Source organism: Vampirovibrio chlorellavorus, from assembly GCF_003149375.1.
Lineage (GTDB): Bacteria > Cyanobacteriota > Vampirovibrionia > Vampirovibrionales > Vampirovibrionaceae > Vampirovibrio > Vampirovibrio chlorellavorus_B.
In genome coordinates, this window is the sequence record NZ_QFWH01000001.1 from 287,417 (window position 1) to 302,741 (window position 15,325).

Here is a 15,325-nt window from a genome sequence, read left to right on the forward strand (position 1 = left end):
TGATATTTGGGTTTCTGAAACAGTTTGTAATCAGTGGGTAGTATTTATAAAAGGGTGACCATCTTGAAACGATTGCAATGTTTTAGGGTAAAGTCCGTGAACGGGCAAAGTCTGGCCGAATATGGCCTGGTATTGGCCCTGTTGGCGGTGGTGGCCATCGGCGGTTTAAATGCCCTGGGTACGTCCTTGCAAGGGGTGCTGGCAGGCCTGGTTTCGCAAATGGGGGGGCAGTCCCCTAACGCTCCTGCTGTGGCCAGTGCTGGCGGTGGAAGTAGTTCTACCGTTACCCCTGTTGTTGGCAGAAGTGTCCCATCTCCGCCCGGCACCGCCAGCACGGCAGGCGGATCTTGTGGCTATTCGGGTTGTAATGACTCAGGAACCGACGGCCTTTAAAAGAGTCGAGACAGCTTAAAAAAAGCCCCTCTTCCGCAGGGCGTATGGCCCATGGGAAGAGGGGAACCTCATAAGCGTATGAAAGTAACTTGGGTTTATTGGCAGGCTTCGCAATCGGGGTTATCGATGCTGCAGGCCTGCGGCTGGGTTTCGGCTTGCCGCAAGTGGGTTTTCCCGAATTGGGATTGATCCACGGTGGATTTTTCCACTTGGCTGGCCCCCAGGGTCCGTAAGTAATAGGTGGTTTTTAAGCCCATGGTCCAGGCGGTGGTGTACAGCTCGTGTAGTAACTTACCGCTGGGTTTGGCCACAAACAGGTTCAGTGACTGGGACTGATCGATCCACTTGCCCCGCACGGCGCAGGCCCGAATCAGCCAGGTCTGATCGATCTCAAACACTTCCGGGTATTTTTCCTTGAGATCCGCCGGAATGTTTTTCAGCTTGGAGAGCTGACCATCGGCGGCCTTCAGCGCGGCCACCATGTTGGGGCCCCATAAGCCGCGTTTTTCCAAATCCTGCACCAGCCACTGGTTAATGACCGTGAACTCGCCGGACAGGTTGGAGGTCACAAACAGGTTTTTGAAGGTAGGTTCCACGCAAGGGGTGGTGCCCACGATGTTGGAAATGGTGGCGGTGGGGGCAATGGCCATCAGGTTGGAGTTGCGCAAGCCGGTCTTGGCCACCTTGGCCTTCAGGCTGCTCCAATCCAGACGCTGAACGCGATCGCACTCAATGGGCAGGCCACGCTCTGCTTCCAGCATGTCAATGGTATCCAGCGGGAAAATACCCCGATCCCATTTGGAGCCCTTAAAGCTGGCGTAGTGACCCCGCTCTTCGCTCAACTCCGCGGAAGCGTTAATGGCCTCGTAGCTAAAGCGTTCCATCAGCTCATCAGCCACTTCCAGGTGCTTTTCCGAAGCAAACGGAATATCCAGTTGATAGAGCATCTCCTGGTAGCCCATCATGCCCAGGCCAATGGCCCGGTGCTTCATATTGGCCTCTTTGGCTTCCTGGGTGGGGTAGTAGTTGATGTCAATGACGTTATCCAGCATACGCACGGCCAGACGAACGCTCTCGCTTAAACGATCGTAGTTGATGGCCCCGTTTTCCACGTGCCGGGCCAAATTGACCGAACCTAGGTTGCAAACAGCGGTTTCCTGCAAGTTGGTGTTCAGGGTGATTTCCGTACACAGGTTGGAGCTGTGGACCACACCGGCATGATCTTGCGGAGAACGCACGTTGCAGGGGTCTTTGAAGGTGACCCAGGGATGGCCCGTTTCAAACAGCATGGTCAGCATTTTGCGCCACAGGGTTTTGGCTTCTACCCGCTTCCCTAAAATTTGACCGGCGTCAAATTCGGCTTCCCGCTTGGCGTAAGCCTCCTCAAAGGCTTTGCCGTACAGGTCATGCAGTTCCGGCACGTGATCGGGGCTGAACAGCGTCCAGTGCGCATCGGCCTGAACCCGCTTCATGAACAAATCGGGAATCCAGTTGGCCGTGTTGATGTCATGGGTTCTGCGGCGCTCATCACCCACGTTTTTGCGCAGATCCAGGAAGTCTTCAATATCCAGGTGCCAGGTTTCCAGATACGCACAGTGGGCGCCCTTACGCTTGCCACCTTGGTTCACGGCGATGGCCACGTCGTTATCGATTTTCAACCAGGGAATCAGACCCTGACTTTGGCCGTTGGTCCCCTGAATCAGGGCGCCGGTGGCCCGAATGGGCGTCCAGTCGGTGCCAATGCCACCCGCCCATTTGGACAAGCGGGCATTGTCGGTATACACCTTGAAAATACCCTCAATGCTATCATCCACGGTGTTCAGGAAGCAGGAAGACAGCTGAGGATGCACGGTACCGGAGCTGAACAGGGTGGGGGTGCTGGAGACATAGAAAAAGTCTTTCAGCAGGTTGTAGAACTCAATGGCCTTTTCTTCCTTGTTGGCGGGTTCCAGAATGGCCAGACCCATGGCCACCCGCAGCCACATCCACTGGGGCAGCTCAATCAGCTTCTGTTCCCGGTTGCGAATCAGGTAGCGATCCTTCAGTACTTGAATACCTTGGAACTGGAAATGCCGATCGGCAGTACTATCAAGAGCCTTGGCCAGCTTCTGCAAGTCAAATTCCAGTAGGCGGAAATCCAGAATTCCAGCTTTCACCCCTTCTTGCAGGTAGTCAGCAAAATGGGTCTCATACAGGTTCTGAATGGACTGTTCGCGGGCGTTCACTGGCCCAAAAACCTGCTGATACAGCACCTTTAACACCAGTCGGGCTGCCACATAAGCGTAGTTGGGGTGGGTTTCAATCAAAGCCCGGGCCGACATAATGGCGGATTCATCAATTTCCTCGGTACTAATGCCACTGTACCAGGACAATTGACAGCCCAGGGCCACATCAGACCAGCTCACCCCGTCAATGCCCTCGCAGGCTTCTTGAATGACGTGATTGATTTTATCTTCCTGAATGGGCTCCAGGCTGCCGTCACGACGACGGACCAAGATTGCTGACATAAACGGTTCCTTATTGATTGGTTGAACGAAACGTGGACGGGTTCTGCGCGTCGGGATGACTAGAAGTCATCCCACTCCAGGGCGCCACCGGTTTGATACTCGGTGACCCGAGTTTCAAAGAAGTTTTTGGACTTGGTCAGATCCACCGCTTCGCTCATCCAGGGGAAGGGGTTTTTGGCCTGGAAGCGGGTGGGCAGGTTCAGGGCATTCAGGCGGCGATCCGCGATGTAGCGGGTGTAGTCCTGAAAGCTGGAAGCGTTCATTCCCAAAATGCCGTTGGGCATCAGTTCATGGGCATAAGCCTCTTCCAGTTCGGCGGCCCGCACAATCTTGTTGCTGATCTTTCGCTGGAAGGTCTCCGTCCACAGGGTCGGCTGCTCGATGATGATCTGGTGGATCATCTCAATGCCGAAGTTCATGTGCATGGACTCATCCCGCATAATGTACTGGAACTGCTCGGCGGTACCCGGCAACAGGTTGCGGCGGCGGAAAGACAGCATGGCGGCAAAGGAGGAGTAGAAGAAAATGCCTTCCATAATCACGTAGAAGTCAATCAGGTTTTCCAGGAAGCACTGATCCATATCAAAGGTGCCCGTGGCAAAATCCGGTTTTAACAAGTTGGGCACCAGTTCGGAGGCGAACTGATCCTTGTCGTAAATGGCCTGAATGCGCTGGTACATGGTGAAGATTTCCGACTCATCCAGCCCCAGGCTTTCCACGATGTACTGGTAGGCGTGGGTGTGAATGGCTTCTTCGTAGGCTTGACGCAGCAGGTACATGCGGCACTCTGGCGAAGTGATGTGCTTGTAGACTGCCAGCACCAGGTTGTTGGCCACAATGCTATCGGCGGTGGTGAAAAAACCCAGGGCCATTTTGACCACCCGACGTTCATCATCGGTCAGGATGGAACTGGAGCGCCACTGTTCAATATCCTTCTGCATGGAGATCTCGTTGGGCAGCCAGTGGTTGGCGTTACCGGCCAGGTAACCATCCCAGGCGAACTGGTGTTTGATAGGGTAGAGTTGCACCACATCATCTTTACCATTGATAATGCGGCGTTGATTGACTTGATACGCTAATGAGGGCATAGCATTGGACATGCGGCTTTCCTTTCATGGATTGTTTCGCGTAGCTATGTAGAACTATAGAGGACGGAAAAAATGGAACGCTTTGGGTAAACCAGCAAAAACCAGGCCCTTTTGTGATAAGCAAAGGGTTGTTGCCAGAACGGGTTTAATTTTTGTACGCTATGAGGATTGATCAACTTCCTGACCGGGCAGCGCGTCTCACTGAAAAAAAGGGTATTCAGGGGTTTGATGCAATCTTCTAATCATCATCATTTCAACCTTTCTTCACTGCCTGTTGCAGACTGATCTTAAACTCTGACTCCCCACTGTGAAGGGTGTGTGAATATAGACAGTGTGAATCGATTTTTCCGGTGGAATGCCCGATTCGGAAAGGCTGCTTACACTTCTGTTATACAGTTTTTAGCCATCCCATGCAAATAGTTTAAGCAACTACGTGTTTAGTATGTAAAACTTTCCAGATCCTGTACCAGCGGGGCTTTTGGGGACTTGACACCAAGCGCGGCCATGGTGTGCCAATTTTCACAGTTTGCTTGGGCATTGAGGGGGGTGGTCAGGTCTGCTTTTTGTAACAAACCGGTCTTTTTTGAGGATTTCCGCTTGATCGAACGTGATGCATTTGCTCCACAAAATCCACGAAGGGTAAGCGGATACCCAGGGCTTATCAGGATGCTCAAGCGCTGCTTTTGTGACCCATAGATGGCCTTGAAAGCCTTGAGCTGTGTGGATATAGACAGGCGGGGAATATTTTTTTTGAGCCTGATGCCGTTTACTGTTAGGGCGTTTATTTTTAGGTCGTACGGTTCTCTCTGGTTCATCGCTGAATGATTACAAAAACAGAATAGAATAGAAGAGGGTTACGCCATGCTAATTCTACGGAATGTGGCCAGAACCGGGGCGCTTGCCTTGGGTTTGCTGGCGGTGGTATCGGCTTATGCCGGGGCGGAAGGTTTATCCGGGCAGGTGCGGCAGGATACGGTGTCTTATCCCGGAGCCATCACCAAATCCATGACCATGACCCCGGGGCCGGGCACTTTTAGCGCCGATCACCTGCGCTTTGGACGACAGGTGGCCATTACGCTGTATAATCCCAACCCCTATCCCATGCGCTTTGACACGGTGCAGCGGATTGGGAAGGAATATTCCTGGGTGGTCCCGGCCAATAGTTACCGTACCGTATCCTTTCGGTACTACAACCCGGTTAGCGACGAGGTTCGCTTCCTGAGTTATCAGGATCCTGACAGCCTGCTGGTAACGCAGGGCACGGTGACCCAGCGGCCTGCGGCGGTGGCCGTGGAACCGCCTGCCGTCAAGGTTGAAGAGGCTCAGGAGAATACGCAGATTACGCCTGCCCAGCCTCAAGCCCAGGAGCCCATGAAAACCGAGTCCAAATCAGCTGTCAGAGGCTATTGGTAAGGCCTGAACATAAAATTATCCCCCGGAAGCGGTTGCTTTCAGGGGATAGTTTTGTGTGTTCGGGGTGAGTGGGGAGTCGGTTAATAGCTTTTGGCGTCCAGTTTAACCTTGCCCCGAAAGATCCAGTAGATGCTGATGGTGTAGGCCGTGACCATGGGAATGGCCAAAATGGCGATGATCAGCATGATGCCCAGCGTTTTTTGAGAGGAGGCCGCGTTGTAGATGGTCAGGCCCCATTCCGGGTGCGGGTTGGAAGGCACCATGTAAGGGAAAACCCCCAGCCCAAACAAGGCCATTAATAAGGCAATATTGAGGCAGGAAAAGGCAAAGGCCCGCAAATCCCGGCCATAGTAAATATCCCGGGGAATGGCGGCGATGGCCAGCATGTTCAGCAGCGCCAATACGAAAAAGCCGGGCTGATTGCGCACATGCTCGGTCATTTGCGGCACATACAGCAGGGTGGCCATGGTGGTAGTCACGTAGCAAATGACAAAAAAGGCGATGGTGTTTTTAATCCAGCCCCGGGCCTGGGCTTGCAGCTCACCGTCTGTTTTCATCACCACGTAAATGGAGGCGTGCATGGCAAACAGGGCCATGGTGGTCAAGCCCACCAGCAAGGCGTAGGGGTTCAGCAGGCTTAAAAAAGTGCCCGAAAACTCGCCTTGGGCGTCCAGTGGAATGCCCAGGGCGATATTGCCCAAAGCCACCCCGAACAGCAGGGCGCTGGTGGCGCTGCTAATGGAAAAGCTGGCGTCCCAGGCCTGCCGCCACCAGGACATGGGCTCTTTACTGCGGAACTCAATGGCCACCGCCCGGAAGATCAGCATGACCAGCAGAATCATAAAGGGCAAATAAAAGCCGGAAAACACCGTGGCATACACATCGGGGAAGGCCGCAAACAGGGCGCCCCCGCCGGTGACCAGCCACACTTCATTGCCGTCCCACACCGGGCCGATGGAATTGAGCATGAGCCTGCGGTGTTCATCGGTTTTGGTCAGCAAGTGCAGGATGCCCACGCCCAGGTCAAAGCCATCCAGCATGGCGTAACCCGTCAGCAACATGCCCACCAGTAAGAACCAGATTAAATTCAGATCCAGCGCTTCAAAGAACATTGATATCACCCTCCCGGCTTTGTGCGGTTAAGCGAGGATCCAGGTGGGTGGAATCATGTTCCAGAAACACCGGTCCCTTTTTGATTTTTTGATTGAGTAAATAGATGAACAAAATGAACAACAGGGTGTACACGCTTGAAAACAGGATGATAGAGGCCAGAATATCATCGGCCTTGACCACCGGGGAAATGCCCTGCGAGGTTCTGAGCAGTCCATAGACAATCCAGGGTTGGCGGCCAATTTCCGCGGCGGCCCAACCCGCCTGATTGGCAATCTGGGGCAACATAACGGCAAATACAAAGAGCCACAACACCGGTTTGCAGGTGTACAAGGTACCTTTGAATTTGAGAAACACGCCCAGCACGCTGAGACCAATCAGGGTCATGCCAATGGCGATCATCAGGTGATACATCTGGAAGGTGATGTTGACGGGCGGGCGTTCCGTTTTGGGAAACTTGCCCAGCCCAACCAGCGGCTTCTGGAAGTCGTTGTGGGTCAGGAAGCTGAGTCCGCCCGGAATGGCCAGACCATGCGTTTTTTCCGCTTTTTCATCCACCCAGCCAAATAAGTACAAATCGGCGGTTTTGTAGGGGTGATAATGCCCTTCCATAGCGGCCAGCTTGGCCGGTTGGTGCTTGGCCACCACCAGGGCCGATTCGTGACCGGTTACCAGCTGCAGGAAAGAGGCGATGAGAGCCACGCTCAAGCCAATGTTCATGCCGGCTTTGGCCACTTCCAGATGCTTTTGCTTAATGAGATAAAAGGCGCTGATACTGAGCAGTAAAAACGCTCCGGCCAGCCAAGCGCCAGTAATAACGTGACTGAGCCGTTCTACGGAGGAGGGGTTGAATACCATGGCCCAAAAGTCGGTAATTTCCGCCCGCATGGCCCCGTTATGGCTGACCAGATGAAACCCGGCGGGGGTTTGCTGCCAGGAGTTGGCCACTACAATCCATACGGCACTAAAGTGGGCGCCCAGACAGACTAAAACAGTGGAGAGAAAGTGCATTTGCTTGCTGACCTTGTTCCAGCCAAACAGCAGCACGGCCAAAAAGCCTGACTCCAGAAAGAAGGCGAACAGTCCTTCCGCGGCCAGCGCGCTCCCGAAGACATCGCCCACAAACCGGGAATAGTTGGCCCAGTTGGTGCCGAATTGAAATTCCATGACGATGCCGGAGGCCACCCCGATTCCGAAAATCAGGGCGAAAATGGACACCCAGAAGTGGGTCATCTGATGATAGACTTCCCGGCCTGTTTTGAGGTACAGGCCTTCCATAATGACCAATAGCAGGCCCAGGCCAATGCTAAAGACCGGGAAGATGTAGTGAAAGCTGATGGTTAAGGCAAATTGAACACGGGATAACATTACAGGATCCAGAGCCATGCTGAAGCCCTCCAGGAGTGTTTGCAGGGGGTAAATAAGCAGATGAATTACTACTATGGCTAGAGTGTAGCGCTAAGATCCCGGCTGAACATTGCGAATTCTTACACTTTGATCGGCAGGCGAATTGCCCGAGTGGGGGGTAGCCATTCGGGTAGTCTTGCCGGAATTCTTGCTTGCGTGCTTCCAATGTACGTGATAAATCACTTATATGTTTGAAGTCATGGTTGAAAAACACTTTGCCGCTGCGCACCATTTGCTCAATTATCGGGGCAAATGCGAAAATCCTCACGGGCATAACTACGTGGTTCAGGTGTTTGCCCGCAAGGATACCCTGGACAAAGCCAACGTGGCCTTTGATTTCACGGTACTCAAGGCCGAGCTGAACCAGATTGTCGATGATCTGGATCATCAGGATTTGAATGTGGTATTCAACGGGGAAAGTCCCAGCGCGGAATATATCGCCCGTTACGTGTACCAGCGCATCCAGAAAAACGTGCCTGAGATCACCAAGGCCGTTGTATTTGAAACCCCCACCCAGTCCGCCTGCTATTTTGAGTAGAGCCCTTTCCGGGACCAGAGCCATCTTTGGGTCGATGAGCGCCATTCTGACTTTGATTTAAAGGGCGCTTTCAGGGCGCTGTTGGAGTGCGTCCAGTTTAAAAAGCAGTAGTTTCGATGCGCGAATCAGTCCAGACTGGATGTCAAATCCGGCGGGCAGCAGCCCTGCAGGTTCTGGGTTGACTCAGGGCCGGAGCGTTAGGCTCTAGGAGGCTTCCGGCAGGCTTCTGTTCAGCCATTTTTCCGGGGCCACCACGTTGGCGTGGCTCCAGAAATTTTCCAGCTGGTAAAATTCCCGCTCGTTGCGGTGCATGACGTGAATGACCACATCACCGTAGTCGAGTAAGCACCAGCGATAGGTTTTATCCAGTTCCGATCCGATGCGTACCTGTCCGTGTTTTCGAAATGCTTTGTCTATTTCATCGGCGATGGTGCGAATTTGCGCGGGGCTGTCGCCTGTGCAAATTACAAAATAGTCTGCCAGATAAGAAACTTTTCCCGTATCCAGTACCAGCGTTTCCGATGCCTTCTTGGCTTCCGCCAGATTTGCGGCCAGCACGGCCAATTCAAAAGCGCTCATGGTGTTTTGTGGAGTCTGGGTCAAAAGCATTTCTCCTATGCGTTGCTAAACAGGTTACTAACTCATAATTGCTTTTCCGCACGTAACTTTAACACAAAGTCATTGCGGGCCTCGATGGTTCGGGGATGAATGGCCTGATGCTTCTCAATGAGAAACTGGATGGTGGAATCCAGGATATATAACATGGTGAAGTCCAGGCTATAGGGGTTTCTGAAGTCCAGCGAGGATGTCACTTTCTGGACGTACAGGGGATTGCGGGTGTTCCCCTCGATTTTATCGGCAATATAAACGATTTTCTCCACCCGGCTCATGCCAGCCCGACCGGTGGTATGGAATCGTATGGCGTCTAAAATTTCCGGCTCCTGTAAATCCAGGGCCTCACGCACCATTTCGGCACCCACAAAGGGGTGTAAGGTTTGCGGGGTCTTGCGATCCATCTCGTCCAGCGGGATCTGATGCTGTTGGCAGTAGGCGAGCAGTTCGCTGGCCGGCATCAGTTTGGCGGCATCGTGCAACAGACCTGCCAGGATGGCCTGATCCTTCTCAAGGGAGGGAAGATTAAACTTCTCGGCCAGCTCAGCTGCCTTATCCATGGCGCCTAAAGAATGCTCAAAGCGCTCAGCGGTCAACTGCTGACTTAACCAAGCCTTGGCCTGTTCCAAATCAAGCACGGTAGAAGTTTGAATCAAGGGCATCCTTTTATAGGGTTAGACACTTTCACTTTTGTATTATAACTGTTCCATCAAAGAAGCGCCATCCTCCAGATGGTTAAATCCGGTCTGCGCAGGTCATTGAGCCCTCTCATCTATCGGGTGGCGAACGGTTGCAAGGGCTCCCCGTTATGGGAGAACACTTCGTTAATCCGTTCTACCTTCCGGCAAACCCCGGTTTTCACTTCAATCGTAAATTTCACGGCGTTTACTTGCAGGATGTCGTCCGGGCCTACGTCCAGGCGAGTGGGTAAATGGGACTTTAGCCGTTGCAGAGAGCCGCTGGCCTCCATCCCAATCACGCTGTTGTAGGAGCCGTTAAAGCCGGTGTCTGTAATGTAACCCATGCGGTTGTTCAGGATTTTGGAATCGGCGGTTTGCACGTGGGTATGGGTTCCGGTCATGGCGCTAACGCCCAGTGAGGAGGCGTGCCAGGCCATGGCGATTTTTTCGGCGGTGGCTTCGGCGTGGAAATCCAGGAAGATGATGGGGGTGACGGCCAGCATGTCGTACACCAGCTCTTCAAACTGCTCCCAAGGGGAGTTGTAGTTGCCCATAAACACCTGACCAATCAGGTTGATGACGCCCACTTCGCAGCCCGCCACTTCAAAAATCCGGGCCCCACGTCCGGGAGAAGCCGCCGGGAAGTTGTAAGGCCGCAGCAGATTGACTTCATCAATGAAGTTAAAAACCTCTTTTTGATCCCAAATGTGGTTGCCGCTGGTAAAAATGTCTACGCCCGCCTCGCGCATTTCATCGTAGTGTTTGCGAATCATGCCGAAGCCGTGGGAGATGTTTTCGCCATTGGCGATCACCACGTCCGGGCGTTCGCTCAGGCTGTCCAAGTAGGCTTTGACGGCAGTTCGGCCTGGTTTCCCGACGAGATCGCCGAAAAACAGGAGTTCAATATGTGTTTTGGAATCCATAACGCTTTGAGGGCCTTAAAAAGGGGCTGTGGGGCAGAGGGAATTAAACTTGTGAAAAAATAATTTTAATCTTAACCCAAGTGAGCGGGGGTCACAAGTGAGCCGCTTGGGACATGCCTCCGGCTTACTTGAAGCGGGTGTTTTTCCGGTGAAAAGAAGTGCTTAAAAAGGCAGTCTGCCTTGGGGGCAGACTGCGGATAGGGAGACAGGATAGCGTGTGGTGATAGTAGAGCAACAGTTTTATGGAACCGGGAAGTCAGCGTTAGTTGTCTCCGGCGTCCACACTGGCAGCTGTGGCGACGCCGCCAGCTTGATTGGCCAGTGCGGCCGTGCGCAGTGCGGCGATTTTAGCCCGCACTTCCCCGTCAATTTTTTTCATCACTTCCGGGTTGTCTTTCAGGAAGTCACGGGCCTTTTCACGGCCTTGCCCGATTTTTTCATCGTTGTAGCTGTACCAGGTACCGGCCTTTTTGACGATGTCCATATCGGTGGCCACATCCAGCACGCAGCCTTCCGAGGAAATGCCCTGGCCGAACAGAATGTCAAATTCGCACACCCGGAACGGCGGAGCCACTTTGTTTTTGACCACCCGAACCTTGACCCGGTTGCCGTATTCTTCCCCGTCTTTTTTCAGGGTTTCTACCCGGCGAATGTCTAAACGCACACTGGCGTAGAATTTGAGGGCGTTCCCCCCGGTGGTGGTTTCCGGGTTGCCGTACATAACCCCGATTTTTTGGCGCAACTGGTTAATAAAGACCACCGTGGTGCGGGTTTTTCCCACGATGGCAGTCAGTTTCCGCAGGGCTTGAGACATTAAACGGGCCTGCAAACCCACGTGGGAATCGCCCATTTCGCCTTCGATTTCCGCCTTGGGTACCAGAGCGGCCACGGAGTCAATGACTACAATGTCCACCGCGCCGGAGCGCACCAGTTGTTCGGTGATTTCAAGGGCCTGTTCCCCGGTGTCGGGTTGGCTCACCAGCAGTTCATCGATTTTTACCCCGATTTTAGCGGCGTATTCGGGATCCAGGGCATGCTCGGCATCCACGAAAGCGGCAATACCCCCGTTTCTCTGTGCTTCGGCAATGACGCTCAAGGTCAAGGTGGTTTTCCCACTGGATTCCGGGCCGTAAATCTCTACCACACGGCCCCGGGGTAATCCGCCAACGCCCAGGTTCAAGTCTAACGCCAAGGCTCCGGTGGGAATGGCATCGAGCCCCACCACCTGACGGTCACCCAGTTTCATGATGGCCCCTTTGCCAAAATCTTTCTCGATCTTGTCCAGGGTGTAGCTCAGGACCTTCCGGCGTTCCTCAAGGGAAGCATCTTCCAGATTGGCGCTGGTTTTGGCGGATTCTTTGTCTTTAACGGCCATACGGGTTTCCTTTTCAATCGGGTTGGGAATCGATAAATCAAATGCTGGGGCGGGCTTTGGACTGCCCTGTCTGTGCTTCGCCTGCTCTCAACGGAACACTCTCTCGCAGAACATCATGGTACGAAATTGCGGTCTTGCTGCCTATGCCATTGCAGGCAAACGTTACACACGGCTATTTCGTTTTTTGCACAAAAATAGTATACCTCGAAACTTTGTTCTATGGAAATTATTTTCGATAAATTGGCGATAAGGGGCCAAAAGGCTGCGATTCCATAACTACAGACTTTTGGGAGGCGGGCGTTACTCGCCGCTGATGAGCCCACCCAGGAGATTGCCTCCCAGACCGCCCAGGCCTTTGCTTTGCTCGCTGTTACCCGTCACAGCAGCTGATAAGATGCGGTTGGCCAGTCGGCTGAAGGGCAGAACTTGCAACCACACCTTGCCCGGGCCTTTTAGATGGGCAAAAAACAGCCCTTCACCCCCAAACAGCATATTTTTCACGCCTTTGGCTAGTTGAATGTCATAGGAAACATTCTCGGTCATGGCCACCAGACACCCGGTATCCACCCGCAGGCTTTGCCCGGCGGCTAGCTCAAACGGAATGATTCCGCCCCCCGAGTGAATATAGGCCTGCCCTCGTCCGCTTAGCTTCTGCAAAATAAAGCCTTCGCCCCCAAAAAAGCCAGCGCCCAGCTTGCGGGTAAAGGCAATGCTCACATCCACTTCCGTGTCCGAGCAAAGGTAGGAATCCCGCTGGCAGAGCAGGGTGCCAGTTTCCGCCAAATGGATTGGCATGATTTTACCTGGATAAGGCGCGGCAAAGGCCACTTGCCCGGCCTGTCCCTGTGCGGTGAAGGTGGTGATGAAAAAACTGTCCCCGGAAACCGCCCGTTTCAGGCCCGACATCAGGGCGCCCACCATGCCGCCCTCCTTGTTGGTGCCAACTTGGGTGTTCATCTCAATGCTGTCGCTCATGTACAGCATGGCGCCCGCTTCGGCCCGTACTGTTTCGCCCGGGGCCAGTGAGAGGGCCACTGCCTGAATGTCGTCTCCGATGATTTGATGTTGCATGGGGATAAACGCTCCTGGGGATGCTGCTAATGATGACTGGTAATGCCTTGGGTGATTTCTATTTGCCAGTTTTCGCCGGGCTGCAGGCTGAATTTCCAGTTGGGGAAAATGGCGCTGGACTGATAGACCTTTTCAAAACCCGTTTCCGACTGGGACACGGTTTCGATGGGGAAGCGCCACACGCTACCCAGCCGGTTCCAGATTAAATGGTAATCGACATCCAGCCATTCATCCCGCAGGCCGATGCCGTACACTTCCTTGAGGGCTTCCTTGGCAATCAGTTTCTTGCTGCGCAGTTTTGTTTTGTGGTCAACCGTTTCCAGAACGGCTACTTTGCTGGCCTGGGTGATGCCTTGAGCGGGCTTGGGAGAGGATTGCGGCAGGTAGTAGTAGCGATCGGGGGCATCGCCAGCCAGCAGGTTCACGTTAAACTCCACGGCAAACCACAGGGCTGCCTGCTGTGGCGATTGATTGGTCAGGGTGTAGCGAATGACCGTCTGGGCCTGAGTGGGGTCCGATACGATCAATTGTTTCTCCACCCGGATGGCGGTGGGTTGATCGTGAATCCAGACCGTACCTTCCCGGCTGAGGGTGACGGTGTGTCCGTCAATATGGCTTTGGTAGCGGCCCGTGACAAAATCCCCCTGCTCCGGGTAAGTGGATTGCGCCACCGAATCCAGGGTCGTGCCTTCCCCCCAGAAGTGATCCAGCAAGCTGACCCGACGGTGCCAATCGTAATGGAGATGTTGCTCCAACCGGCTCCCGGAGCCGCTGGCGTTCTCCTTCAGTTGGTCGTGGTAGGGTTCATAGCGCCTGGCCAAGGTGTCCAACAGGTTAAAGTTCTTGAGCCGATAGTCCAGTTCAAACAGGCTGCCCCCTTCGTGCGGGTGTAAATACAGATTTTGGGCGGTGCTTTCTATCAAAATTTCCGGTTGGCCGTCGCAATTCAGGTCTCGTGTTTCGATGTGGGTAAAGCGGGGGCCGTGTTGAGCGGTGTCTACAATGTTTTCCGCCTTGATTAAATGCTGATAGTTGGCCGTGCGCAGGTTGGTGAGGTACAGGCCCCCAAAAACCCCGTGCCAGAAAATATCGTTGGATTGCCCTTTCCAAAGCTCATCCAGCGCTTCCTGATGGTGAATGCCCTTTTCCTGCGCTAGACGATGGATTTTTTCGCTGACATATAGCATTTTTTTGTGGATATTATTGGCCTCCGGGTATTTCACCAGAAAATTCCGCCAGAATCCGGCCTGAAAAAAGCGCTGTTGCTCCGGAGGAGCGGACTTCAATGCCTGCTGGTAAGCGTTCCACTGTTTGGCGGGCAAGGCCCACTCCATCATTTCACTGTAGCTGGCCGTAGGCAGGTAAACGCGCCCCAAGGGTGGGGTTTGGGCTACATACTGCGAAGGGGTAATGGGTTTGATCCAGTCCTGATTGGCGCTGAGCGCCTTAAAAAATCGATCCAGCCATTTTTCCTTAAAAACCAGCCGATGAGAGCCGGGCCAGACCCCGAATTTTTCGCCGTCATCAAAGTAAATGGCCGCCTTTTGCCCATCTGCACTGGCCACGCTGCCCAGATAATCAATGATGGCTTGGGGGGAGGCGTAAGGAATCTGGTAGCGCAGGGTTTTGTCCACCGGGAAAATATCCACGGTCTTGCCCTGCTCTTCGCTGGTGTAACGCCCGTAAAGGGCCTGTTCTTCCAGCCCTGCCGCCTTGAAGTGGCTATCATCCAGAAACAGGTAGCGAATACCGGCTTGGGCAATGGGCTGAACCAGGTGCGGTTCCCATACTCGCTCTGCCAGCCAGAGTCCGTCAGGCCGTTGCCCGGTCAGGGCCTCGACCCGGTCGGTCAGTTTCTCGATTTGGCCCTGTTTGTCCCGGTCTGGAATGATGGCCAGCACCGGTTCGTAATAGGCTCCGCCGATCATTTCCACCTGTCCCCGCTGGATCAGGCATCGCAGTTGATCGATGAGGCCGGGGTGCCGATCAAACAGCCAGTCCAGCAAGTACCCGGTGTAGTGAATGCTCATGCCCACATTGGGATAAGCCTCCAACACGTCCAGAAAAGGTTGATAGCATTTGCGAAAGGCTTCTTCCACCACATGATCCCAGTTGTCCACTGGTTGGTGGTTATGAACGCCTAAAATCAGGTTGATTGAATTGCCCATTACCAATTCCCCTCCGGTTGAAGCGTCGTTCCCCGTTGAG

General features: G+C 53.7%; 14 protein-coding genes. 3 read left to right on the forward strand and 11 right to left on the reverse strand.

Going from position 1 to position 15,325, the window contains the following annotated elements; all coding sequences use genetic code 11:
- The first annotated feature begins 63 nt into the window (after positions 1-63).
- Entirely contained in the window at positions 64-393 is a 330-nt protein-coding gene (locus DF283_RS01485; RefSeq protein WP_303672845.1) for a hypothetical protein, read from the forward strand.
- A gap of 95 nt (positions 394-488) precedes the next feature.
- Here the strand turns inward: DF283_RS01485 and DF283_RS01490 are convergent, their stop codons facing one another.
- From DF283_RS01490 to DF283_RS01500, 3 genes are all read right to left on the reverse strand, one after another.
- Positions 489-2,900, reverse strand: a complete 2,412-nt coding sequence (locus tag DF283_RS01490) for a ribonucleoside-diphosphate reductase subunit alpha (RefSeq protein ID WP_303672847.1) — start codon at positions 2,898-2,900, stop codon at positions 489-491.
- Between the two features lie 59 nt (positions 2,901-2,959).
- Entirely contained in the window at positions 2,960-4,000 is a 1,041-nt protein-coding gene (locus DF283_RS01495; protein WP_303672849.1) for a ribonucleotide-diphosphate reductase subunit beta, read from the reverse strand.
- Positions 4,001-4,425: 425 nt separating this feature from the next.
- Positions 4,426-4,803 (reverse strand): hypothetical protein, encoded by a 378-nt coding sequence (locus tag DF283_RS01500; RefSeq protein ID WP_303672851.1) that lies wholly within the window; start codon positions 4,801-4,803, stop codon positions 4,426-4,428.
- Between the two features lie 46 nt (positions 4,804-4,849).
- On the opposite strand from DF283_RS01500, the gene DF283_RS01505 reads away from it, so the two are divergent.
- Entirely contained in the window at positions 4,850-5,401 is a 552-nt protein-coding gene (locus tag DF283_RS01505; protein ID WP_303672853.1) for a hypothetical protein, read from the forward strand.
- 80 nt (positions 5,402-5,481) lie between these two features.
- On the opposite strand, the gene cydB is transcribed toward DF283_RS01505, so the two are convergent.
- Positions 5,482-6,513: a cytochrome d ubiquinol oxidase subunit II gene (cydB, locus tag DF283_RS01510; protein ID WP_303672855.1), complete on the reverse strand. Its 1,032-nt coding sequence runs from the start codon at positions 6,511-6,513 to the stop codon at positions 5,482-5,484.
- The gene (locus DF283_RS01515) at positions 6,503-7,891 is read right to left on the reverse strand and encodes a cytochrome ubiquinol oxidase subunit I (RefSeq protein ID WP_443082979.1); all 1,389 of its coding nucleotides are present in this window, start codon (positions 7,889-7,891) and stop codon (positions 6,503-6,505) included. The genes cydB and DF283_RS01515 overlap by 11 nt, the downstream gene beginning before the upstream one ends.
- A gap of 214 nt (positions 7,892-8,105) precedes the next feature.
- On the opposite strand from DF283_RS01515, the gene DF283_RS01520 reads away from it, so the two are divergent.
- Complete coding sequence (locus tag DF283_RS01520; RefSeq protein WP_303672858.1) at positions 8,106-8,456, forward strand: 6-pyruvoyl trahydropterin synthase family protein; 351 nt, start codon at positions 8,106-8,108, stop codon at positions 8,454-8,456.
- Positions 8,457-8,660: 204 nt separating this feature from the next.
- Here the strand turns inward: DF283_RS01520 and rsfS are convergent, their stop codons facing one another.
- The 6 genes from rsfS to DF283_RS01550 all read right to left on the reverse strand — a co-directional run bounded on the left by rsfS (position 8,661) and on the right by DF283_RS01550 (position 15,285).
- Positions 8,661-9,059: a ribosome silencing factor gene (gene rsfS / locus DF283_RS01525; protein ID WP_303672860.1), complete on the reverse strand. Its 399-nt coding sequence runs from the start codon at positions 9,057-9,059 to the stop codon at positions 8,661-8,663.
- Between the two features lie 38 nt (positions 9,060-9,097).
- Positions 9,098-9,724 carry a bis(5'-nucleosyl)-tetraphosphatase (symmetrical) YqeK gene (yqeK, locus tag DF283_RS01530; RefSeq protein ID WP_303672862.1) on the reverse strand — a complete coding sequence of 209 codons (627 nt, stop codon included), beginning with the start codon at positions 9,722-9,724 and terminating at the stop codon, positions 9,098-9,100.
- 116 nt (positions 9,725-9,840) lie between these two features.
- On the reverse strand, positions 9,841-10,671 hold the full coding sequence (locus DF283_RS01535) for a TIGR00282 family metallophosphoesterase (RefSeq protein WP_303672864.1): 831 nt from the start codon (positions 10,669-10,671) through the stop codon (positions 9,841-9,843).
- A gap of 262 nt (positions 10,672-10,933) precedes the next feature.
- Positions 10,934-12,046 (reverse strand): recombinase RecA, encoded by a 1,113-nt coding sequence (gene recA / locus DF283_RS01540; RefSeq protein WP_303672866.1) that lies wholly within the window; start codon positions 12,044-12,046, stop codon positions 10,934-10,936.
- Between the two features lie 300 nt (positions 12,047-12,346).
- Positions 12,347-13,117 carry a TIGR00266 family protein gene (locus DF283_RS01545; protein WP_303672868.1) on the reverse strand — a complete coding sequence of 257 codons (771 nt, stop codon included), beginning with the start codon at positions 13,115-13,117 and terminating at the stop codon, positions 12,347-12,349.
- A 26-nt stretch (positions 13,118-13,143) separates the two neighbouring features.
- Positions 13,144-15,285 carry an alpha-amylase/4-alpha-glucanotransferase domain-containing protein gene (locus DF283_RS01550; RefSeq protein ID WP_303672870.1) on the reverse strand — a complete coding sequence of 714 codons (2,142 nt, stop codon included), beginning with the start codon at positions 15,283-15,285 and terminating at the stop codon, positions 13,144-13,146.
- Positions 15,286-15,325: the final 40 nt, after the last annotated feature.